Below are 21146 nucleotides of genomic sequence, written 5' to 3' on the forward strand. Positions count from 1 at the left end.
CCACCGTGGCGATTTTCTACAAAACGATCCGACGTCGCCTGCAAGGCCACAGGAAGTAGCCGACATCGGATTTTCTGGCGCATCAATAGAGTTTGGTCTCCTGTCAAAAGAGGCCTAACTTGATGCCCGTTCAACACCGATACAAACCAAAACACTTGGCTTTGGCCATTGCGCTGGCGCTTGGCGGCGTAGAGCTTGCGAGCGCTCAGCTACCTTCGCAAGTGACTGACTCACCTCCAATCATGGAAGTCCCGGAGCTGCCGGAAAGCACGCCATATGAAGCGGCTCTTCAAAAGCTCAAAGATTTTTCCACTCATATAAACACCGTTCCAATCTCCTTCGACTCGCCCGAAAGTACTTTCCAGGGCACTACTCTCAACGATTTCATCGTTCTCAAAGACGGTGCCAGCTTCAGTGGCCGCCTGGACGGTGACGGGGAGAAAACTACCTGGTACTCAACGCCGCTGATGGCGGAACGATCAAAGACACCCATAATTTCAATGGACTGCATCTCCTGCGTGGAGACTGGACACTGAGCAGCAAGGGAGACTTCACGGAAGGCGTGTTGGTAGATCGCGACGGCACACTGACCAACCTTGGCAGCATCGAGGGTGGTGCTATCAGCGTCGGCAAGCTTTTCAACAAGGGAAGCATCAAAGGCGATGTACATGTCGAGACGGGCGGCAGTTTTGCGGGTAAGGGGACGGTAAGACACCTGCACGTTAACGGCCTGCTCACAGTCAACGGATTGCATGGCAGCCCCCGGGTCAAAGGCGACCTGAGCCTGTCCCCTACAGCCGAGCTGGCCTATGAGGTCACGCCTGAAGGTCGTGGCCAAACGATCAAAGTCGACGGCACTGCCGAGCTTGGTGGCGCCACTCTGAAAGTCGTTGCTGTTCCCGGTGAGTATCCAGCAACCAGTCCGTACAAAATCATCGAAGCCGCCAAGGTTGACGGTGAGTTCGGCACGATCGTGAACGATCTGGCTTTTATGACGGCCACACCTCAATACAACAAAAAATCCGTTGGGCTGACTTTCGCCCGCAATGATGTACCGCTGAAAAGCGTCGCCACTACAGACAGCGGTCGTGCGGTTGCTGGCAGCATCGTCGAGCCTCAGGTGCCATCGTCTCCCGCGCCGTCGACACCGCTGACGGCATCAACTCCCCTACCAGATTCGGATTCAGCTTCAACAGCAACCGCTTCCACTTCATTGACTGCTCCTGCTGCGACGTCAGCTTCAGTACCCATACAGGATGAGTTCGTGACTGCGCCGGTCAGCGAAGCTGTCGAAGCGCCAGCCTCAGCCCCGCAAAAACCCGCCAACACGGCCGTCGCCGCAATACTGGCCAGCGACAGCAAAACAGCCGCTATCGCTCTGGAACAACTCGCCGCCGGCAGCAACGCCAACCTCGCCAAAGCCACGCTGAGTAGTATCACACCCGTGAGCACCAGCATGCTCTCAGCCATGCGCCAACTCGATAACCGCACCGGCCCCGCTCATGGCTCGGGCAACTCACCTCGCCAGGCGGCGGGCGGTTTAGATTCCGGTCGCGTCTGGGTGCAGGCACTGGGCAATGGCGGCAAGATTGATCGTGATACCGACAGCACGCTGAAACACTCGACTCAAGGTCTGGTTGCGGGTGCTGACTGGCGCCTCGACGAGCAATGGCATGTCGGGATCATCGGCGGTAAATCGCAGACGAAGCTGGATGCCCGACACTCCGACGGCGACCTCGACAGCTGGCACGTCGGTGCGTATGCCGTTCGCCAGGACGGCCCATTGGCGCTGCGTTTCGGCGCCACCTATGCCAGCCACGATGGCAGCAGCAAACGTCGAGTGGCGTTCAATGGTTTCAGCGATCGTCTCAAAGGCAGTTACGACGCCAGCACCCAACAGGCCTTCGCCGAAGCGGGTTACAACTTCGGCGAGGGAGACGTCACGCTCGAACCTTTCGCCAATCTGGGTTATCAGCGCTATCAACGCGACAGCTACAGCGAAAAAGGTGGCCACGCGGCGTTGAAAGTCCACGGGCAATCGCAAAACAACTTGAACAGCACCTTCGGCCTGCGTGTGGCAAAAACCAACACCCTGGACAACGGCATGCAACTGACTCCGCGCTTGAGCACAGGCTGGAAACACACCTATGGCGAACTCGACCAGCACACCCGCCAGCAATTGCTCAACGGTGGCATCGATTTCGAAATCGCCGGAGCACAACTGGATCGCAACAGCCTGTCACTCGATGCCGGCCTCGATCTGGCCCTGTCCGCCAACCACACGCTGGGCATGGGCGTCACCGGGGACATCGCATCTGACAGCCGCAACACCGCCGTAATGGGCCAATGGCGCATGGCGTTCTAACCGATCCCTGTAGGAGCTGCCGCAGGCTGCGGCAGCTCCTACAGGGAAAAAAGCAAAAAAAAGGGGAGCACATGCCCCCCCGAGGTTTAAAGCGTTGGATCGCGGCCGTTATCTCAGCCTTCGATTTCGATCAGAATTTCGCCCGGATTGACCCGATCACCCTTGGCCACATGAATCGCGGTGACCTTGCCGGCAATGGCTGCCTGGACTTCGGTTTCCATCTTCATCGCTTCGGTGATCAGTACAGCCTGGCCAGCCTTCACGGTGTCGCCCTCCTTGACCAGCACATCAACGATGTTGCCCGGCATGGTGGTGCTGACATGGCCGGGAGCCGACGCTTGTTTGCGCTTGCTGCTGCCACCGCCGACGAATTCGTTGAGCGGTTCGAACACCACTTCTTCCGGCATGCCGTCGATGGACAGGTAGAAGTGACGCTTGCCTTCAGCCTTCACACCGACACCGGTGATGTCGACGCGATAGGTCTCGCCGTGAACGTCGATGACGAACTCGGTCGGTACGCCTTCGCCGCCTGCTTTTGTCACACCACCCGCTTCAGGAATCGGCAACAGCACTTCCGGCGTGAGGGTGCCGGCGGCACGCTCCTCAAGGAACTTGCGGCCGATGTCCGGGAACATGGCGAAGGTCAGAACGTCTTCTTCCGACTTGGCCAGTGCGCCGATGTCGGCACGCAGTTTGGTCATTTCCGGCTTGAGCAGGTCGGCCGGACGCACGTCGATGACTTCTTCGCTGCCGATGGCCTGACGACGCAGTTTTTCGTTAACCACGCCCGGCGCCTTGCCATAGCCGCCCTGCAAGTAAAGCTTCACTTCGTTGGTGATGGTCTTGTAGCGCTCGCCGGCCAGCACGTTGAAGAACGCCTGAGTGCCGACGATCTGCGAAGTCGGCGTCACCAGCGGCGGGAAGCCGAGGTCTTCACGCACCCGCGGGATTTCTGCCAACACTTCGGCCATGCGGTTGAGAGCGCCCTGCTCTTTCAGCTGGTTGGCGAGGTTGGAGATCATCCCGCCCGGCACCTGGTTGACTTGCACTCGGGTGTCGACGGCGGTGAACTCGCTTTCGAACTGGTGGTACTTCTTGCGCACGGCGTAGAAGTACAGGCCGATTTCCTGCAGCAGTTCCAGATTGAGGCCGGTGTCGTACTCAGTGCCTTTAAGGGCCGCGACCATCGACTCGGTGCCAGGGTGGCTGGTGCCCGAGGCGAAACTGGAGATCGCCGTGTCGATGTGGTCGGCGCCGTTTTCGATGGCCTTGAGCTGGCACATGGTCGCCAGACCGGCGGTGTCGTGCGAGTGGATGAACACCGGCAGCGACTGCTCGGCTTTCAGTGCGCGAACCAGTTCACCGGTGGCGTAAGGGGTCAGCAGACCGGCCATGTCCTTGATCGCCACCGAGTCGCAACCCATGGCTTCCATTTGCTTGGCTTGCGCAACAAAAGCGTCAATGGTGTGCACCGGGCTGGTGGTGTAGGCGATGGTGCCTTGAGCATGTTTGCCGGCAGCTTTCACCGCTTCGATAGCCACGCGCAGGTTACGCACGTCGTTCATCGCATCGAAGATGCGGAACACGTCGATGCCGTTGACTGCAGCCTTGGCGACGAAGGCTTTGACCACGTCGTCGCTGTAGTGGCGGTAGCCCAGCAGGTTCTGGCCGCGCAGAAGCATTTGCAGACGTGTGTTAGGCAACGCCGCGCGCAGTTGGCGCAGACGCTCCCACGGGTCTTCTTTCAGAAAGCGTACGCAGGCGTCGAAGGTCGCGCCGCCCCAGCACTCCAGCGACCAGTAGCCGACTTTGTCGAGCTTGTCGCAGATCGGCAGCATGTCTTCGGTGCGCATGCGGGTGGCGAGCAGCGATTGGTGAGCGTCGCGCAGGATGGTATCGGTAACGAAGATCTTCTTAGTCATTGGTATCTCCTCATAGGCCTGCGTGGGCGGCGATGGCGGCGGCGATGGCCAGGGCCAGCTCTTCGGGTTTGCGCTTGATCGAGTAGTTGGTCAGTTCAGGGTGGCTTTCAACGAAGCTGGTATTGAACTGGCCACTACGGAATTCCGGATTGCGCAGGATTTCCTGGTAGTACGCGGCGGTGGTTTTCACACCCTGCAGACGCATGTCGTCGAGGGCGCGCAGGCCACGGTCCATCGCTTCTTCCCAGGTCAGTGCCCAGACCACCAGTTTCAGGCACATCGAGTCGTAGAACGGCGGAATGGTGTAGCCTGTGTAGATCGCTGTGTCGGTGCGCACGCCCGGACCGCCGGGGGCGTAGTAACGGGTGATCTTGCCGAAGCTCGGCAGGAAGTTGTTCTTCGGGTCTTCGGCGTTGATACGAAACTGCAACGCGAAACCACGGTGCTGAATGTCTTCCTGCTTCACCGACAGCGGCAGGCCGGAAGCGATGCGAATCTGTTCACGGACGATGTCGATCCCGGTGATTTCTTCGGTGATGGTGTGTTCCACCTGCACCCGGGTGTTCATCTCCATGAAGTACACCTCGCCCTCGGCGAGCAAGAACTCCACGGTGCCGGCGTTCTCGTAACCCACAGCCTTGGCCGCACGTACCGACAGGTCGCCGATGTAGGCACGCTGTTCCGGGGTCAGTTGCGGGCTCGGGGCGATTTCGATGAGCTTCTGGTTACGACGCTGGATCGAACAGTCCCGCTCGAACAGGTGCACGACGTTGCCGAAACTGTCGCCGAGGATCTGCGCTTCGATGTGCTTGGGATTGACGATGCATTTTTCCAGGAACACTTCCGCCGAACCGAAAGCCTTGGTGGCTTCGGAAATCACCCGGGGGAAATTCTGTTCGAGTTCTTCGCGGCTGTTGCAGCGACGGATACCGCGACCACCACCACCGGAGGTGGCTTTGAGCATTACCGGGTAACCGATACGGTCACCTTCGGCCAACGCTTCGGTGATGTCCGCGACATTGCCTTCGGTGCCCGGCGTGACCGGTACGCCGGCCTTGATCATGCTGCGGCGCGCTTCGGTCTTGTCGCCCATGCGGCGAATGACTTCTGCCGAAGGGCCGATGAATTTGATCCCGCGTTCGGCGCAGATATCTGCCAGCTCAGCGTTTTCCGAGAGGAAACCGTAGCCGGGGTGCAGCGCATCGCAGCCGGTTTCAACCGCCAGGTTCACCAGCTTGCGCGGGTTCAGGTAACCGGCCAGTGGCTCGGCACCAATGCTGTGGGCCTCATCCGCACGCTTCACATGCAAGGCATGGCGATCAGCGTCGGAAAAAATCGCAACCGAGCGAATGCCCATTTCGGCGCAGGCTCGCACGATTCGTACGGCAATCTCACCACGGTTGGCGATCAGGATCTTTTTTATCACTTGGAGGTTCCCTTGAGCCGGTGGCACCACGACCTGCTAGACCCAGGTCGACGCGTGACCAAATGTTTCAATTTAGTCGCGACCCCACACTAGCGCTCATGAGGGATTAACAAAAATGAATAAAAATTGGGTCAGGCATAAGCAAAGACTTATAGTTGAAACACCAGCCCGCCGTCAGAGCCTATAAAAAATGCGTAAGTCCTTGATGCGTATGACATTACGTCAGTTGCAGATTTTCAACGAAGTGTGTGATTTGCGCTCTTATAGCCGTGCCGCAGATGAAATGTCTCTGACGCAACCGGCGGTCAGCCTGCAGATTCGCCAGCTGGAAGAGCTGATCGGGCAGCCATTATTCGATTACGTCGGCAAAAAACTCTACATGACCGAAGCCGCGGAAGCCCTTCAGCGTGCCAGCCGAGACATTTTCGGGCGTCTGGAAAACCTTGATATGCAGCTGTCGGATATGCAGGGTTCGCTGCAGGGCCAACTGAAGCTCGCAGTGGAATCCAGCGCCAAGTACTTCGTCCCGCATCTGTTTGCGGCGTTCAAGCGCCAGCATCCGGAAGTGAATCTGCAACTGACCGTGGTCAACCGTGGCCAAGTGATCCGACGACTATCGGACAACCGCGATGATCTGGTGATCATGTCGATGGTGCCGCAGGACATGGGCCTGGAATTCCTGCCGTTTCTGAACAATCCGATTGTCGCCGTGGCGCGACCGGATCATCCGCTGGCGCACATGGGCCCGCTGCGCTTGCAGGATCTTGAGCCGTACACGCTGCTGATCCGCGAGCCGGGCTCGGGCACGCGACTGGCCTGCGAAGAGTATTTCAAAGAGAAGCGCGTGCACTTCACCCAGACCCAGGAAGTGGCCTCGGCCGAAGCTCAGCGTGAATGCGTGGTGGCAGGTCTGGGCCTGGCGCTGTTGACGCGCCACGCCCTGAACCTGGAGCTGGCGACCGGCGGCCTCGTCGAGTTGCCGGTCGAGGAACTGCCGCTGCTGCGCAGCTGGTGCCTGGTGCAAGCCAAGGCCAAACGGCTGTCACCGGTGGCGCACGCCTTCCTGGCGTTTATCCGCAGCGAGCGCGTGCAGATCAGCGCGCTGGTTGAGCGCTTCGACGGGAAGCTGCGGGCGCTGCCTGCCAGTGATTGATCTCGGGAAAGTCGCCTATTTCGGCTTGAAGCTGGCGAAGTTCGAAGCGATCTTCGATGGCGCGGCGAAATTCCATGCGGCGCTGGTCTTCCTGCTGACGACGGGTTTTCGCTGCGCTGTTGCGTTCTTCGTAGGGCTGAGCCATTTCGAGTCTCCCAAGGCGATGACGGGAGTTTCACGATAGGCGTGGGGGATGACGGTTTGGCTTCTCGCGGATGACAGTGCGATGAATCTTGCGCAGGGTTTTGGTTTAGTTGAGGACGCCTTCGCGAGCAGGCTCGCTCCCACATTTGATCTCGGTATGACACAGAATTTGTATCAGAGGAGATCCCCTGTGGGAGCGCGCCTGCTAGCGATTAAGGTCGGAACGACCTTGCTTTAATCATCCAGAGCTTTCGCGGCCTTAGGCGACAGACGCAAGCTGCGCAGGCTGCGCTTTACGCTCTTGAGGTGGTTGACCAGGCTCGGCCCGCGCGCCATCGCCACGCCCATCGCCAACACATCAATCACCACAAGGTGCGCGATACGCGACGTCAGCGGCGTATAGATTTCAGTGTCTTCATGCACATCGATCGCGAGGTTGACGGTCGACAATTCAGCCAACGGCGTCTGACTCGGGCACAAGGTAATCAGCGAAGCCCCGCTCTCGCGCACCAGATTGGCGGTGATCAACAGATCCTTCGAACGCCCGGACTGCGAAATACAGATCGCCACATCGGTCGGCTTCAAGGTCACCGCCGACATTGCCTGCATGTGCGGATCGGAATACGCCGCTGCGGTCAGCAGCAAACGGAAGAACTTGTGCTGCGCATCCGCCGCCACCGCGCCTGACGCGCCAAAGCCGTAGAACTCGACACGCTGCGCCTGCGACATCAGCGTCACCGCGCGCTGCAACTCAATCGGATCAAGCTTCTCGCGAACCTCCATCAACGTGTGCAGGGTGGTGTCGAAAATCTTCAGGCTGTAATCGGCGACCGAGTCGTCTTCGTGGATCGCGAACTGGCCGAAACTGGCACCGGCGGCCAGGCTCTGCGCCAGCTTCAGTTTCAGATCCTGAAAACCCGAGCAACCAATGGCGCGACAGAAGCGCACGATGGTCGGTTCGCTGATGCCGACGCTGTGGGCCAGGTCGGCCATGGAACTGTGCATCACCGCCGCAGGGTCAAGCAGCACGTGGTCGGCGACCTTGAGCTCCGACTTGCGTAACAGGTGACGTGATTGGGCGATGTGTTGCAGCAGATTCAAGGGGCTGGACTCTTCTTATGGGCAAGGATGTAGCACGCTTGTAGTTATACTACATGAATTGGCTTTTTGCCTGCTCAATGCGTAACTCCATGCCCCCGTATCAGGCGCGATGGCGTGCATGTAGCCCTTAATACGGATTGCTCTGTTCGCGTAAAAGCCCGGCCAGAACGGCGGCTTCCACCGGACGGCTGATCAGATAGCCCTGCACTTCATCGCAGCGTTCGGCGCGTAAAAACTCCAGTTGCTCCTGGCGTTCAACGCCCTCCGCCACCACTTTCAACGACAGTCCATGGGCCATGGCGATGATCGCGCGGGTGATCGCCGCGTCTTCACTGCCCTCCCCCAGCCCACGAATGAACGCCTGATCGATCTTCACGTAATCCACCGGAATGCGTTTGAGGTAACTGAGCGACGAATAGCCGGTGCCAAAGTCGTCGATGGCCAGTTTCACGCCTAGATCGCGCAGTTGCTGGAAGGTCGCGATGATGTGCTCGACGCTGTCGAGCAACTGGCTTTCAGTCAGCTCCAGCTCGAGGTAGTGCGGCGCCAGGCCGGTTTCCTCCAGCACTTGGCGCACCAGACTGACCAGCTTGCCCTGACGCAACTGATGCACCGACAAGTTCACCGAAACGCGGATCGGCTCAAGGCCCTGACGCTGCCATTCGCACGCCTGCCAGCAGGCCTGCCGCAGGACGAATTCGCCAATCGGCCCGATCAATCCGGTTTCCTCGGCCAGCCCGATGAAATCCCCCGGCGGCACCCGCCCCATGGTTGGATGGTCCCAGCGCACCAGCGCTTCCGCCGCATTCAACCGGCCGCTTTGCAGGCACAGTTTCGGCTGATAAAAGACTTTGAGCTGTTGGTCATCAATGGCTTTGCGCAACTGGTTTTCCAGTTGCAAACGCTCCAGGGTGCTGGCCTGCAAGCTGTCGGTGTAGAACTGGAAGTTATTGCCACCCAAGTGTTTGGCATGCTGCATGGCCATGTTCGACCGGCTGACCAGCGCGGAGATCTCACGGGCATTGTCCGGCAGCATGCTGATGCCCATCGAGGCGCTGACCACCAGCTCATGCCCGTCCACCGTCAGCGGCAAGCGCAACTTGGTCGATAACCGCGTAGCGACCCGCGCCAGACTCGACAAATTGCCGTAGGCATCGAACAGCACCGCGAATTCATCGCCGGATAAGCGCGCAATGGTGTCGGCTTCTGGCAACGCATTCACCAGCCGTCGGGCCATTTTCTGCAGCAACTGGTCAGCGACTTCGTGGCCAAGGCTGTCGTTGAGCAATTTGAAGCGATCCAGATTGATATGCAGCAATGCCAGACTGCGGCGCCCGCCCTGCCGAACCCGCTGATGCGCTTCGTGCAGACGCTCGCGGAACAACGAGCGATTCGCCAGCCCGGTCAGTTCGTCGTAATGGGTCAGATAACGCATGCGCTCTTCGGATTCGCGCCGCGCCGAGAGATCGGCGAAGAAGCCGACGATATGACTGACATTTCCCCGACTATCGCGCACCGCGCTCAGTTGCAGCCATTGCGGATACAGCTCGCCGTTCTTGCGGGTTTCGACCAGTTCGCCCTGCCAACTGCCGTGTTGCTCCAGGGCATGACGGATCGCAACGTAATGGCGGCGCGCGTCGCGGCTGCACGGCAACTCCACAACGTTGCGCCCGAGCATGTCGTCAATGTCGTAGCCAGTGACTCGACTGAACGCCTGATTGATTGCGATCAGCGCGTAGTCAGGGTCGAGAATCACAATGCCTTCGCTGGCGGCTTCGAACACCGTTGCCGCCAGCCGCTGCTGCTCTTCCACACTTTTACTGGCGCTGATGTCGCGGCGAGTGCCGACCATGCGAATCACCCGCCCGCTGTCGCTACGCTCGACGGCGCGGCCACGGTCTTCGATCCAGACCCAGTGGCCATCACCGTGACGCACGCGGTACTCGATCTGATAGTCCTCGGTGCGGCCCTTCAAATGCTCGATCAGCGCGTTTTTGAGCGTCGGCACGTCTTCGGGATGCAGGCGCGGCTTGAGGTCACGCAGGATCGCCGTGACGTATTCCGGGGCGAGGCCGAACAACTCCTGAATCTGCGTGTGGTGGACTTCGTCGGTTTGCAGGTTCCAGTCCCACAACCCCAGCTCACTGGCCTTCAACGCCAGCGCCAGACGGGCTTCGCTTTTGCTCAGGGCCTGGTTGGCGGCGTCCAGCTCTCGGCTACGTTGCGCGACACGGTCTTCCAGTTCGACCTGCGCTTCGCGCAACTTGCCCTCGGCGCAGCGGCGATGCTCGATTTCCTTGGCCAACTCCTGATTGAGCTGCTCGCTGCGCGACTGCGTCTGCTGCAAATGTTCGATCAGGTGCTGATTCTGGAAACGCCGCAGCAAACCGCGATCAATTAGTCGATTGACCTGCCACGCCACCACGCTCAGCGAGCCCAACAGGATCAACCCGAGCCAACCCCAGCCACGCGCCAGCTCATCGCCGCCCCAAAACAGATAACCGATGGCCGGCAGCAGGCACGGCAAGGTAAAGGACAGGAACGCCGGCAGGCTCACCGCATAGGCGACACTGGCTGACAGGGTCGCCGCGCCGATCAGGCCGAACACCCAGGCTTGCTGCATGAAGTTGTCGGCGGGCACCAATGCGATGCCGGCACCGGCGAGCGTCAGGCCGGTCATGGTCGAGCCGAGCAGAAACATTCGGCGCCAGATGGGTTGGGCCTGACGATTGGGGATTGCCGAATCAAACGCTGCCACCTGTATCACCCGCAGGGCGACCAGCGAAAGCAACCAGACCAGCCAGACGCTGACCACGAAGTAACGCTGCGGGCTCCAGAGCAAACCGGCGCAGACCAGACCATTGATCAACATGAACAGCGTGGGCAATAAAGAACCCTGATACAGCAGGCGCGTGCGCTCGACCGCCATTTCGGTTGCGTAGTGCTTGCGGACAACCCGGGGTTCCACAGAGGGGCCCGACAGTTCGGAGCTGAGGGTCATGGGCAACGTTCTTGTTCTTATAAGGAGGGCGTGCGCCCGAAACGTGGACGGAGCATACACAAGCAGATCCCGTTGCCAAACTGCTCCAGATCATAATTTGCGCGAAACTTTTCCCGACCGTGGCACCGGCAAAACCCGCAAAGCGAGACGGGCTGACGCCTGTAGCCGGTGACCGACCGGTCGTCATCGGCAGGACTTTCATCGGCTAATGCAAAGCTCGGTTTGCCCGGGCCTGCGGCGCACCCTAGAATGCCCCGATGCGCGATGATCTCTCCCTTCTGCTGAACTCCCTCAACGATGCCCAACGCCAGGCCGTAGCAGCCCCCGTTGGTCGTCAGTTGGTCCTGGCCGGCGCCGGTTCCGGTAAAACCCGAGTGCTGGTGCACCGTATCGCCTGGTTGATCCAGGTCGAAAACGCCTCGCCTCACTCAATTCTGTCGGTGACCTTCACCAACAAGGCCGCTGCCGAGATGCGTCATCGCATCGAGCAGTTGCTGGGTATCAACCCGGCCGGCATGTGGGTCGGCACCTTCCACGGCCTGGCGCACCGCTTGCTGCGGGCACATTGGCAGGAAGCCGGGCTGAGCCAGACCTTCCAGATTCTCGACAGCGACGATCAGCAACGGCTGGTCAAGCGGGTGATCCGTGAGCTGGGGCTGGACGAGCAACGCTGGCCGGCCCGTCAGGCTCAGTGGTTCATCAACGGGCAGAAAGACGAAGGTCTGCGCCCGCAACACATTCAAGCCAGCGGCGACTTGTACCTGGCGACCATGCGCAGCATTTACGAAGCTTACGAGGCGGCGTGCCTGCGCGCCGGCGTCATCGACTTCTCCGAACTGCTCCTGCGCGCCCTCGACCTGTGGCGCGATCATCCGGGCCTGCTGGCGCATTATCAGAAGCGTTTCCGCCACATCCTCGTCGACGAATTCCAGGACACCAACGCCGTGCAGTACGCCTGGTTGCGCCTGCTCGGCAAGGGCGGCGACAGCCTGATGGTGGTCGGCGACGACGACCAATCGATTTACGGCTGGCGCGGCGCGAAGATCGAGAACATTCATCAGTACTCCTCCGACTTCGCCGATTCGGTGACCATTCGTCTGGAACAGAACTACCGCTCCACCGCCGGCATCCTCAAGGCTGCCAACGCGCTGATTGCCAACAACACCGGACGTCTCGGCAAAGAGTTGTGGACCGATGGCGGCGACGGCGAGGCGATCAATCTGTACGCTGCGTTCAACGAACACGACGAAGCACGCTACGTTGTCGAAACCATCGAAAGCGCGCTGAAAACCGGCTTGGCACGTAGCGATATCGCGATTTTGTACCGCTCCAACGCCCAATCGCGCGTTCTTGAAGAAGCCTTGCTGCGCGAACGCATTCCGTACCGCATCTATGGCGGCCAACGCTTCTTCGAGCGCGCGGAAATCAAGAACGCCATGGCGTATCTGCGCCTGCTCGAAGGTCGCGGCAACGATGCCGCGCTGGAACGGGTGATCAACGTTCCGGCCCGTGGCATCGGCGAGAAAACCGTCGAAGCGATCCGCGACCACGCCCGTCACAGCGATGTGTCGATGTGGGAAGCGATGCGCCAACTGGTCGCCAATAAAGGCCTGACCGGCCGTGCCGCCGGTGCGCTGGGCGCGTTTATCGAGCTGATCGAGAACCTTGCCGCCAAGTGCATGGACATGCCGTTGCACTTGATGACGCAAACCGTCATCGAGCAGTCCGGCCTGATCGCCTATCACGAAGCGGAAAAAGGCGAGAAAGGCCAGGCGCGGGTAGAAAACCTTGAGGAACTGGTCAGCGCCGCGCGCAACTTCGAGAACAACGAAGAAGACGAAGAACTGACGCCATTGGCAGCGTTCCTCGGCCACGCGTCGCTGGAGGCTGGCGACACTCAGGCCGACGAGCACGAAGACAGCATTCAACTGATGACGCTGCACAGCGCCAAAGGCCTGGAATTCCCCTACGTGTTCCTCGTCGGCATGGAAGAAGGCCTGTTCCCGCACAAGATGAGCCTGGAAGAACCGGGTCGTCTTGAGGAAGAACGACGCCTGGCCTATGTCGGCATCACGCGGGCGATGCAGAACCTGGTGATGACCTATGCTGAAACCCGACGCCTGTACGGCAGTGAAACCTATAACAAGGTTTCGCGTTTCGTCCGTGAAGTGCCGAAAGGCCTGATTCAGGAAGTGCGCTTGTCGAACAGCGTCAGCCGACCGTTTGGCGGCAACCAGTCGATGAGCGGCAGCAACCTGTTCAGCGGCAGCGAAATTCCAGAAACGGGTTTCAGCCTCGGCCAGGCAGTGCGCCATTCGATTTTCGGCGACGGCGTGATCCTCAACTTCGAAGGTGCCGGCGCGCAGGCGCGAGTGCAGGTGAACTTCAGCGAAGGCAGCAAGTGGCTGATGCTGGGTTACGCGAAGCTGGAGGCGATCTGAAGCCTTGCTCGATTGCTTTCTGTAGGAGTGAGCCTGCTCGCGATAGCGATTTTTCATTCAATATGTATTGTCTGAAACTGCCTCATCGCGAGCAGGCTCACTCCTACAAGGCTCTGTCAGCTCCTTGATCAAGGATATGTCGATGGGCTCAGGCTTCTTCTCTTCCTGGACATTCTGGGCTCTGCTTTCGGCGACCTTCGCCGCGCTGACGGCGATCTTCGCCAAAGTCGGCATTGAGAACGTCAATTCCGATTTCGCCACCCTGCTGCGCACCATCGTGGTGCTCGTCAGTCTGGCGTTGATTCTGTACGCCACAGGCCAATATCAGTCACTGGGCTCGATTTCCGCCAAGAGTTACTTGTTCCTGCTGTTATCCGGGCTGGGCACCGGCGCTTCATGGCTGTGCTACTTCCGCGCCTTGAAAGTCGGCCCGGCGTCGCTGGTCGCGCCGGTGGACAAGCTCAGCGTGGTGCTGGTGGCGGTGCTCGGCGTAATTCTGTTGGGTGAGAAACTTGATTTGCGCCAGTGGGGCGGCATCGGTTTGATCACCGCCGGGGTAGTGATGCTGGCGTTTCGTCGCTAAGTACATTTCCCACTGAACCTGTCGCGCTTTCCTACAGCCAAAAGGTAGAAGGCCTCTTGCCTCTTCCAAGCTGAACGCAACCTGTCAGGCAAAAGCCCGAAACACTCTCTCGCTAGCCAGTAACAGTTGAGCTGTGCAACATGGCGCGCGTGTCTCCACAAACGGGAATTCCCTTTATGAAACGTTTTCTTAGCATCGCCATGGCGTTGTGCATCGGCCTGACGATGAGCCTCGACGCCAATGCCAAGCGCTTTGGTGGTGGCAAAAGCGCCGGCGCTGCGCCGACGCACCAGACCAGCCAGATGGCTCCTTCTTCTCCAGGCATGGGCGGCGCTGCGGCGACCGCTGGTGCTGCCGGTGCCGCCGGTGCTGCTGCCAAGGCTGGCGGCGCTTCGAAGTGGCTCGGCCCTCTGGCCGGTATCGCCGCCGGTGGCTTGCTCGCGTCCATGTTCATGGGCGGCGGCTTCCAGGGTATGCAGATCTTCGACATCCTGATCATGGCTGTGATCGCGTTCGTGATCTTCCGCTTCATTGCCGCTCGTCGCCGCAAGCAACAGGAGCAGTTCGCTCCAGCCGGCGCGCCGCTGCAACGTGAAGCGGTCCCGCAGAACCCTTCGCCGATGGGTTCGATTTTCGGGGGTTCGGCGGCACCCGCTGCCGCTCGTCCGGTGATCAACGCGCCAGCCTGGTTCAACGAACAGCGCTTCCTTGAAGCTGCACGCAGCCACTTCCAGGCCCTGCAGCAACACTGGGACGCCAACGAAATGGACAAGATCGCCGAGTTCGTGACCCCGCAAATGCTCGAGTTCCTCAAGCGTGAGCGTGCAGATCTGGGCGATGCATTCCAGTCGACCTTCATCGACAACCTCCAGGTACAACTGGATGGCGTCGATGATCGCGCCGACAAGACCATCGCCACCCTGACTTTCAACGGCGTGTCGAAGACTTCGCGTTTCGACCAGGGCGAAGTGTTCAGCGAAAGCTGGAACATGGAGCGTCCGCAGGGCGACAACCAGCCTTGGCTGGTCGCCGGTATCCGCCAGAACGGCTGATCCCCTCCTGCGCTTCACTTGTTGTGATAAAAACCCCGGCTTCGGCCGGGGTTTTCTATTTCGCGGTTGCATCTATAGCGAGCTACTGTATAAACCGGCCCATATAAACCGCGCCATTCAAGCAAGAGGATCCCGGACGTGGAAGAAATCATCGAACAACTGCGCGAAGCCAACGAACCCGTACCGGTTCCACTGGAGCTGCCTGACGAAGACCTGCTGGTGGAAATCGAGGAACAACTGTTCATCGATATCCCGTTTGTCTTCAGAGAATTCCTGTTGACGGTCAGTGATGTGGTCTATGGCAGCCTGGAGCCGGTTACCGTCACCGACCCGCAATCGCACACCTATCTGCCGGACGTGGCCGCCAACGCCTGGGATGCCGGTGTCGACCGCAGCCTGATTCCGATCTGCCAGGACGGCGATGACTACTACTGCGTCGAAGAAGACGGCACCGTCGTGTTGTGGCAGGCCGAAGAAGAGCTGATCGCCGAAGAAACCTGGGAATCGGTATGGCACTGGGCGCGGGACGTCTGGCTGGAAAGCTGATCGCCCCAACGTCCCGTTTGGTCAATGCCCCGACGACTCCTTGTGGTTGTCGAGGGTTTCCAGCAGGGCCACCTGCATCCGCGTGTGCACGCGGATGAACCAGCGCCAGAGCAGCGCCGCCACGCCGGCCGCGACCACCGCGATCAGCACCAGCAACTTGTTGGTCGGTAAGATACTGGCCGACAAGGCTGCCAACAGCAGGAAAATCACCAGCAGCGAGAGAATCGGGATCACTTCGGAGATCACCCGGCGCACTCGCTGCGTGTGACGCCCGGCCATCTCCGGCTTCACGCCCATCTCCGCCAGCAGCATCGACAGCGCCTTGAGCTTGCGATAGGCGGCGATCAGGAACGGCAACGACAGCAACAATGCCCCGCCCCAGATCAATGCCTTCTGCCAGCTCGGATCCGCGATCCAGTCCTGCAGCCACGCCGAGATGCGTTCGGCAAAGAACGCACCGCTGAAGAAAATCGCGATTACCAGCGCCAGGTTGACCCCGACTTGCAGCAAAATCTTGCGGATAATCGACGCCAGCATCGCGCCCTCGCCTTGCGGCTGAATGCTGCGCAGCCATTCGCCATACATGCCAAGCACGCGACCGAGACGTTTGGGCACCGCTGCCGACAATTTGATCGACAGGGGATCAGCCGCACGAATCAGGTATGGCGTCAGCAGCGTAGTGATCACCGACACCGCCACTGCGACGGGATAAAGGAAGTTGCTGGTGACCTGCAAGGTCATGCCCAGCGCGGCGATGATGAAGGAAAATTCGCCAATCTGTGACAGCCCCATGCCCACCCGCAGTGAGGTACGTCCGTCATTGCCGGCGATAAATGCACCGAGCCCGCAGGACAACATCTTGCCCAGCACCACGGCGACGGTGATCACCGCGATCGGCCACGCGTATTGCAGCAGGATCAGCGGGTCGAGCATCAGGCCGATGGCGACGAAGAAAATCGCACTGAACAGATCCCGAACCGGCTCGATCAACCGCTCGATTTTCAGCAGTTGCCGCGACTCGGCCATGATCGCGCCGATCAGGAACGCACCCAGCACCATGCTGTACTCAAGCTTGACCACCAGCAGGCAGAAGCCGAAACACAGGCCCAGCACGGTGATCAGGAGCATTTCGTTGCTTTCGAATTTGGCCACATAAGCCAACAGACGCGGCACCAGCAGAATACCGATGACCAGTGCGACGATCATGAACAGCGACAGCTTGCCGACCGTGGAAAACACTTCGCCGGAGCTGACTGTGCCGCTGACCGCGATGCTTGATAGCAGCGCGATGATGCCGATGCCGAGGATGTCTTCAACGATCAGCACGCCAAAGATCAACTGCGCGAAGCGCTCGTTCTTCATCTTCAGGTCATTGAGCGCCTTGACGATGATGGTGGTCGAGGAAATCGCCAGAATCGCGCCGAGGAACAGCGAGTCCATGGTGTTCCAGTCGAACCAGCGGCCGATTTCGTAGCCGATCCAGATCATCAGGATGATTTCGAGGAACGCCGCGATAAATGCCGTGGCGCCGACCTTGAACAGCTTGCGCAGGCTGAACTCCAGCCCGAGGCAGAACATCAGGAAAATCACCCCCAGCTCGGCGAGGGTCTTGATGGTTTCTTCGTCGTGGATCAGGCCGAACGGTGGCGTGTGCGGGCCAATGATGAACCCGGCGACGATGTAGCCAAGCACCACCGGCTGCTTGAAACGGTGGAACAACACGGTCACCACGCCTGCGACCAACATGATCACTGCCAGGTCCTGAATAAAGCTGATGGCATGCATGGCGTGGGCTCCTTGAATGACGAGGCTCGCGAGCAGACGTCAGAAAGGTCTGAACGAGCTAAGTAAAAATCCGATTTTTATGTGGGAATTGCCCTTGGGGCGGGCTTTTGCAGGTTAACACCGCGACTTCCTGCTGGAAGGCGGTGCAATATAAGGAAACAGATCGATCCCGGCGTGACGACAGTCTGTCGCCCGGCGTCCCGATAACGGTGCTTTTGAAAAGCGACCAGGCACCCGCAGAGGTGCTTCCAGCAAACAGCCTTGACCCGTGAGAACGTTATGGAACCCGGAAACGCCCAGCTGTCGATGACGGTACTGATGACACCCGACATGGCCAACTTCTCTGGCAATGTCCACGGCGGCACCCTGCTCAAATACCTCGACGAAGTGGCTTACGCCTGCGCCAGCCGTTACGCCGGCCGTTACGTGGTGACCCTGTCGGTGGATCAGGTGATTTTCCGCGAGCCGATCCATGTCGGCGAACTGGTGACCTTCCTCGCTTCGGTCAACTACACCGGCAATACGTCGATGGAAGTCGGTATCAAAGTGGTAACCGAAAACATCCGCGAACGCTCGGTGCGCCACACCAACAGCTGTTTCTTCACCATGGTCGCGGTCGACGATCAGCGCAAACCTGCTGCGGTGCCGCCGCTGCAACCGCAGAACAGTGAAGACAAGCGTCGTTACATGCAGGCACAGCAGCGCCGGCAGATCCGCCAGGAGCTGGAAAAGCGGTATCAGGAGATCAAGGGCGACGCCTGAGATCAAAAGCAAAAGATCACAGCCTCCGGCAGCGCCTACATGGGAATGTGAAATCCTGTAGGAGCTGCCGGAAGCTGCGATCTTTTTCAACGATTACGCGATTAAAGACTGATCGGCGTGGCTTCGAACTTCACCCGCGGATGCGCAATGCGATCCTGCGCTCGCACCAGCTGCAGCTCATAACTGGCGCAGGCCTGAGTTTCCAGCAGCACCTCATGCACCGCCGCTGCGGTGAATTCGAACGCGGCCACCAGACTGTCGCCGAGCAGTACGCGCGCCAGGAACAGACCGGACGTCAGATCGCCCACGCCCACCGGCTGGCGCGGAAACGCCAGCAACGGACGGCGCAGGTGCCAACTGCCATCTGCCGTCACCAACAACATCTCGAAACCCTCTGCCGGTTTGCCCGGATAATCCAGATGCTTGACCAGCACCGCTTTCGGCCCGCGCGCCAACAAGGCTCGCGCCATCGCCAGGCAATCGAACAGCGACTGCGGTTTGCGCCCGGAGAAGCTGTCCAGTTCCAGTTGGTTCGGGCACATGATGTCCGCCACGGCCGCCGCTTCTTCCAGCAGGAAGTCGCTGACCTCGGTCGGCACGCTGCAACCTTTCTCGGGATGGCCCATGACTGGATCGCACAGATACAAAGCCTTCGGATTGACCGACTTGATGCGTTCGACGCCGCTGAGAATCGCCCGTCCTTGCGCCGCACTGCCGAGGTAACCGGACAGCACCGCATCACAGTTGCCCAGCTCGCCAATGGCGGCGATGCCTTCGACCAGCTCGGGGATCTGCTGTGGCGGCAGCACTTCGCCCGCCCACTGGCCGTACTGGGTGTGATTGGAAAACTGCACGGTGTTGAGCGGCCAGACATTCACCCCGACCCGCTGCATCGGGAAAACCGCGGCGCTGTTGCCGGCATGGCCGAACACCACATGGGACTGAATGGCGAGCAGATGAGGCGTACGTTTCATTCGGGTTTTTCCGTAAAACGATTGAAATTCAAGCCGCGCAGTATGCGACGAAACACAGCCTGTACGACAGACCGGCGACGCAGTTAAGCTGACGCTATCTTTTGGAGTTCCTTGTTGATGCTGACCCTCGAAAACATCTTCGTGCTGATGCTGTTCGCCGCTGCCGGCGCGTGGCTATGGCACAACCACGGCTTGCGCGAGCGGGCGCTGGAGCGGGTCAAGCAGCATTGCCTGAACGTGCGCGTCGAGCTGCTCGACGGTAACGTGGCGCTGAAGAAGATCGGCTTCATCAAGGACGCCAACGGCCGTCGACGTCTGGCGCGGGTGTACAACTTCGAATTCACCGTAACCGGTGAAACCCGGCACAACGGCACCATCACCCAGTTTGGCGCGCACAGTGCGCAGATTGAACTGGCGCCCTACCCGGCCCCGTTCGATGACACGCCGCCGGTGGTCGAGGTGCAGAGGCCTCGTGCGGAAGTCATCGAGCTGAGTCAGTGGCGGCAGGAACACACCAAGTGGAAGCCCTGAATCAGCTCGCCTGAATCCGGCACTGCGCCAATCCGGCCTGTAATTCAGCGATATTCTGTGGATCGGCGAAGATCAGCTCGATTCGCGAATCTTTTCGCCATTCGCTGGGCTGCCAGATCAGCTCGGCATTCTCCAGGGCGTTCGCAGACACCCAGCCATTCCGGCTGTGGATAACCAGTTTGGCTCGCGTCCAATTGAGGCGGGTTAGCCAGTCAGCAAGGCATTGTTTGTCGAACGTCTGAACCGGATGCCACCGCCAACCAATACTCCAGCCACCCTCCTGCGCCTGACTCAGACAAATCGGCACCGTTGGATCACTCCAGACGGCCGGCATTTGTCCGAGTCCTTTGGGCACGACCAGATTATCCACACCGTTGAGCGCTTTTGCGGCCAGGCCCGGCAGCTCACTCAGAGGTAGTTGCGCCTGTTGCGTCCAGATCAACCTGACTGGCGGCAACTGGCTGGCGATTTGTGTACGGGCCGTGTCATCAAGATTTTCCGCCTTGTTCAATAGCAACAAGCCAGCGGTTTGCAACGCTTCCTGCTGCGCTGCCGGCAACGCTTTCCCCGCTTGAAGCGCTTGAGCATCCAACACCAGAACACACGGCTGAACGGCCAGCACCCCCAGCCACGGCGCTTCGCTCAGCTGTTTAAGCAACTGCGCCGGATGTCCCAGCCCGGAAGGTTCGATAAACAATCGGTTCGGTTTGGCCTTGCGCAGTAAACGCCCAAGGCCGATCTGAAACGGCGCACCATTCACGCAACACAAGCAGCCCCCGGCCACTTCACCCAGTGCGATACCATCGGCGGCGCGAGTCAGCAGCGCGGCGTCGAGGCCGATCTGGCCAAACTCGTTGATCAGCACCGCCCAGCGCTCGCCGGTCGGCCGCTGCGCCATGAGCTGGCGTATCAGGCTGGTCTTGCCGGCACCCAAAGGGCCAGCAATGACATGGGTGAGAATGTTCTGCAACATGGCCGGGAGCTTACTTGGGAGATTCAAAGATGCGTTGGATGGGATGGTCGTTGTTGTTGGCGTTGCTGTCGAGCGAAGTGTGGGCTCAGGCCTGCGTAGTGCACAGTCAGGGCGAGCGGCTCGACGTCAAAGTCTGCCAGCAGAACCGCAACATTCCGCAGAAACTGTTCAACGACGGTTTCTGCCAGCCATCGCTGGCCGGGCAGAAAGTCGAAGTGCAGTACGTCGACCAGTGCCCGAGCGGTGCGTTTGGTGTGTGCAGCAACGCGCAAGTCGCCAATATGCCTTATCGCCAGGACATCCACTATTACGGCGTCGCTACTGACGCGGCGTATCTCAAGCCGTATTGCGAAGGCCAGAGCCAGGGTTCGTGGCTCAAGCCTTGAG

At 59.8% G+C, this 21146-nt stretch carries 18 protein-coding genes; 10 read left to right on the plus strand and 8 right to left on the minus strand.

Going from position 1 to position 21146, the window contains the following annotated elements:
• The first annotated feature begins 122 nt into the window (after positions 1–122).
• Positions 123–536 carry a hypothetical protein gene (locus JFT91_RS29910; protein WP_201231766.1) on the plus strand — a complete coding sequence of 138 codons (414 nt, stop codon included), beginning with the start codon at positions 123–125 and terminating at the stop codon, positions 534–536.
• A 26-nt stretch (positions 537–562) separates the two neighbouring features.
• A complete protein-coding gene (locus JFT91_RS05505; RefSeq protein WP_347340623.1) occupies positions 563–2365 on the plus strand; it encodes an autotransporter domain-containing protein in 1803 nt (600 codons plus the stop codon).
• Positions 2366–2478: 113 nt separating this feature from the next.
• Here the strand turns inward: JFT91_RS05505 and oadA are convergent, their stop codons facing one another.
• Together oadA and JFT91_RS05515 are read right to left on the minus strand one after the other, a co-directional pair.
• On the minus strand, positions 2479–4287 hold the full coding sequence (gene oadA / locus JFT91_RS05510) for a sodium-extruding oxaloacetate decarboxylase subunit alpha (RefSeq protein ID WP_077575109.1): 1809 nt from the start codon (positions 4285–4287) through the stop codon (positions 2479–2481).
• A 10-nt stretch (positions 4288–4297) separates the two neighbouring features.
• Entirely contained in the window at positions 4298–5713 is a 1416-nt protein-coding gene (locus tag JFT91_RS05515; protein ID WP_201229412.1) for an acetyl-CoA carboxylase biotin carboxylase subunit, read from the minus strand.
• A 190-nt stretch (positions 5714–5903) separates the two neighbouring features.
• On the opposite strand from JFT91_RS05515, the gene JFT91_RS05520 reads away from it, so the two are divergent.
• The gene (locus JFT91_RS05520) at positions 5904–6866 is read left to right on the plus strand and encodes a LysR family transcriptional regulator (RefSeq protein WP_201147255.1); all 963 of its coding nucleotides are present in this window, start codon (positions 5904–5906) and stop codon (positions 6864–6866) included.
• Here JFT91_RS05520 and JFT91_RS05525 read toward each other — a convergent pair.
• From JFT91_RS05525 to JFT91_RS05535, 3 genes are all read right to left on the minus strand, one after another.
• Entirely contained in the window at positions 6808–7011 is a 204-nt protein-coding gene (locus JFT91_RS05525) for a PA3496 family putative envelope integrity protein (protein WP_095188667.1), read from the minus strand. The genes JFT91_RS05520 and JFT91_RS05525 overlap by 59 nt on opposite strands.
• Before the next feature lie 233 nt (positions 7012–7244).
• Positions 7245–8111: a transcriptional regulator HexR gene (gene hexR, locus JFT91_RS05530; RefSeq protein WP_008078846.1), complete on the minus strand. Its 867-nt coding sequence runs from the start codon at positions 8109–8111 to the stop codon at positions 7245–7247.
• A gap of 127 nt (positions 8112–8238) precedes the next feature.
• Positions 8239–11112, minus strand: a complete 2874-nt coding sequence (locus tag JFT91_RS05535) for a putative bifunctional diguanylate cyclase/phosphodiesterase (RefSeq protein WP_201231767.1) — start codon at positions 11110–11112, stop codon at positions 8239–8241.
• A gap of 257 nt (positions 11113–11369) precedes the next feature.
• Here JFT91_RS05535 and uvrD point away from each other — a divergent pair, with 257 nt between their 5' ends.
• The 4 genes from uvrD to JFT91_RS05555 all read left to right on the plus strand — a co-directional run bounded on the left by uvrD (position 11370) and on the right by JFT91_RS05555 (position 15734).
• Positions 11370–13553 (plus strand): DNA helicase II, encoded by a 2184-nt coding sequence (uvrD, locus tag JFT91_RS05540; protein ID WP_201229415.1) that lies wholly within the window; start codon positions 11370–11372, stop codon positions 13551–13553.
• A 142-nt stretch (positions 13554–13695) separates the two neighbouring features.
• Positions 13696–14136 (plus strand): EamA family transporter, encoded by a 441-nt coding sequence (locus tag JFT91_RS05545; protein WP_016984014.1) that lies wholly within the window; start codon positions 13696–13698, stop codon positions 14134–14136.
• A gap of 176 nt (positions 14137–14312) precedes the next feature.
• Positions 14313–15188 (plus strand): Tim44 domain-containing protein, encoded by an 876-nt coding sequence (locus JFT91_RS05550; RefSeq protein ID WP_201231768.1) that lies wholly within the window; start codon positions 14313–14315, stop codon positions 15186–15188.
• Positions 15189–15326: 138 nt separating this feature from the next.
• Entirely contained in the window at positions 15327–15734 is a 408-nt protein-coding gene (locus JFT91_RS05555; protein ID WP_003187120.1) for an SMI1/KNR4 family protein, read from the plus strand.
• A 21-nt stretch (positions 15735–15755) separates the two neighbouring features.
• Here JFT91_RS05555 and JFT91_RS05560 read toward each other — a convergent pair whose 3' ends face one another.
• Complete coding sequence (locus tag JFT91_RS05560) at positions 15756–17519, minus strand: cation:proton antiporter (protein ID WP_201229422.1); 1764 nt, start codon at positions 17517–17519, stop codon at positions 15756–15758.
• A 279-nt stretch (positions 17520–17798) separates the two neighbouring features.
• Between JFT91_RS05560 and JFT91_RS05565 the strand changes: the two genes are divergently transcribed.
• Complete coding sequence (locus JFT91_RS05565; protein WP_003229693.1) at positions 17799–18281, plus strand: acyl-CoA thioesterase; 483 nt, start codon at positions 17799–17801, stop codon at positions 18279–18281.
• Positions 18282–18382: 101 nt separating this feature from the next.
• Here JFT91_RS05565 and pdxY read toward each other — a convergent pair whose 3' ends face one another.
• Positions 18383–19255, minus strand: coding sequence for a pyridoxal kinase PdxY (pdxY, locus tag JFT91_RS05570; RefSeq protein WP_201229424.1), 873 nt, complete (start codon positions 19253–19255; stop codon positions 18383–18385).
• Positions 19256–19372: 117 nt separating this feature from the next.
• Between pdxY and JFT91_RS05575 the strand changes: the two genes are divergently transcribed.
• Entirely contained in the window at positions 19373–19786 is a 414-nt protein-coding gene (locus tag JFT91_RS05575; protein ID WP_122593228.1) for a DUF3301 domain-containing protein, read from the plus strand.
• 1 nt (position 19787) lies between these two features.
• Here the strand turns inward: JFT91_RS05575 and JFT91_RS05580 are convergent, their stop codons facing one another.
• Positions 19788–20759 carry a CobW family GTP-binding protein gene (locus tag JFT91_RS05580; protein ID WP_201231769.1) on the minus strand — a complete coding sequence of 324 codons (972 nt, stop codon included), beginning with the start codon at positions 20757–20759 and terminating at the stop codon, positions 19788–19790.
• A gap of 29 nt (positions 20760–20788) precedes the next feature.
• On the opposite strand from JFT91_RS05580, the gene JFT91_RS05585 reads away from it, so the two are divergent.
• Entirely contained in the window at positions 20789–21145 is a 357-nt protein-coding gene (locus JFT91_RS05585) for an NADH:ubiquinone oxidoreductase (protein ID WP_201147262.1), read from the plus strand.
• Position 21146: the final 1 nt, after the last annotated feature.

Origin of the sequence: Pseudomonas sp. TH08, assembly GCF_016651275.1 — a bacterium.
In the GTDB taxonomy this organism is placed as follows: domain Bacteria; phylum Pseudomonadota; class Gammaproteobacteria; order Pseudomonadales; family Pseudomonadaceae; genus Aquipseudomonas.

Coding starts and splice junctions, on each gene's coding strand:
- JFT91_RS29910 (WP_201231766.1), top strand. CDS start 123: ATGCCCGTTCAACACCGATACAAACCAAAACACTTGGCTTTGGCCATT.
- oadA (WP_077575109.1), bottom strand. CDS start 4,287: ATGACTAAGAAGATCTTCGTTACCGATACCATCCTGCGCGACGCTCAC.
- JFT91_RS05520 (WP_201147255.1), top strand. CDS start 5,904: ATGCGTAAGTCCTTGATGCGTATGACATTACGTCAGTTGCAGATTTTC.
- JFT91_RS05525 (WP_095188667.1), bottom strand. CDS start 7,011: ATGGCTCAGCCCTACGAAGAACGCAACAGCGCAGCGAAAACCCGTCGT.
- JFT91_RS05535 (WP_201231767.1), bottom strand. CDS start 11,112: ATGACCCTCAGCTCCGAACTGTCGGGCCCCTCTGTGGAACCCCGGGTT.
- uvrD (WP_201229415.1), top strand. CDS start 11,370: ATGCGCGATGATCTCTCCCTTCTGCTGAACTCCCTCAACGATGCCCAA.
- JFT91_RS05545 (WP_016984014.1), top strand. CDS start 13,696: ATGGGCTCAGGCTTCTTCTCTTCCTGGACATTCTGGGCTCTGCTTTCG.
- JFT91_RS05550 (WP_201231768.1), top strand. CDS start 14,313: ATGAAACGTTTTCTTAGCATCGCCATGGCGTTGTGCATCGGCCTGACG.
- JFT91_RS05560 (WP_201229422.1), bottom strand. CDS start 17,519: ATGCATGCCATCAGCTTTATTCAGGACCTGGCAGTGATCATGTTGGTC.
- JFT91_RS05565 (WP_003229693.1), top strand. CDS start 17,799: ATGGAACCCGGAAACGCCCAGCTGTCGATGACGGTACTGATGACACCC.
- pdxY (WP_201229424.1), bottom strand. CDS start 19,255: ATGAAACGTACGCCTCATCTGCTCGCCATTCAGTCCCATGTGGTGTTC.
- JFT91_RS05575 (WP_122593228.1), top strand. CDS start 19,373: ATGCTGACCCTCGAAAACATCTTCGTGCTGATGCTGTTCGCCGCTGCC.
- JFT91_RS05580 (WP_201231769.1), bottom strand. CDS start 20,759: ATGTTGCAGAACATTCTCACCCATGTCATTGCTGGCCCTTTGGGTGCC.
- JFT91_RS05585 (WP_201147262.1), top strand. CDS start 20,789: ATGCGTTGGATGGGATGGTCGTTGTTGTTGGCGTTGCTGTCGAGCGAA.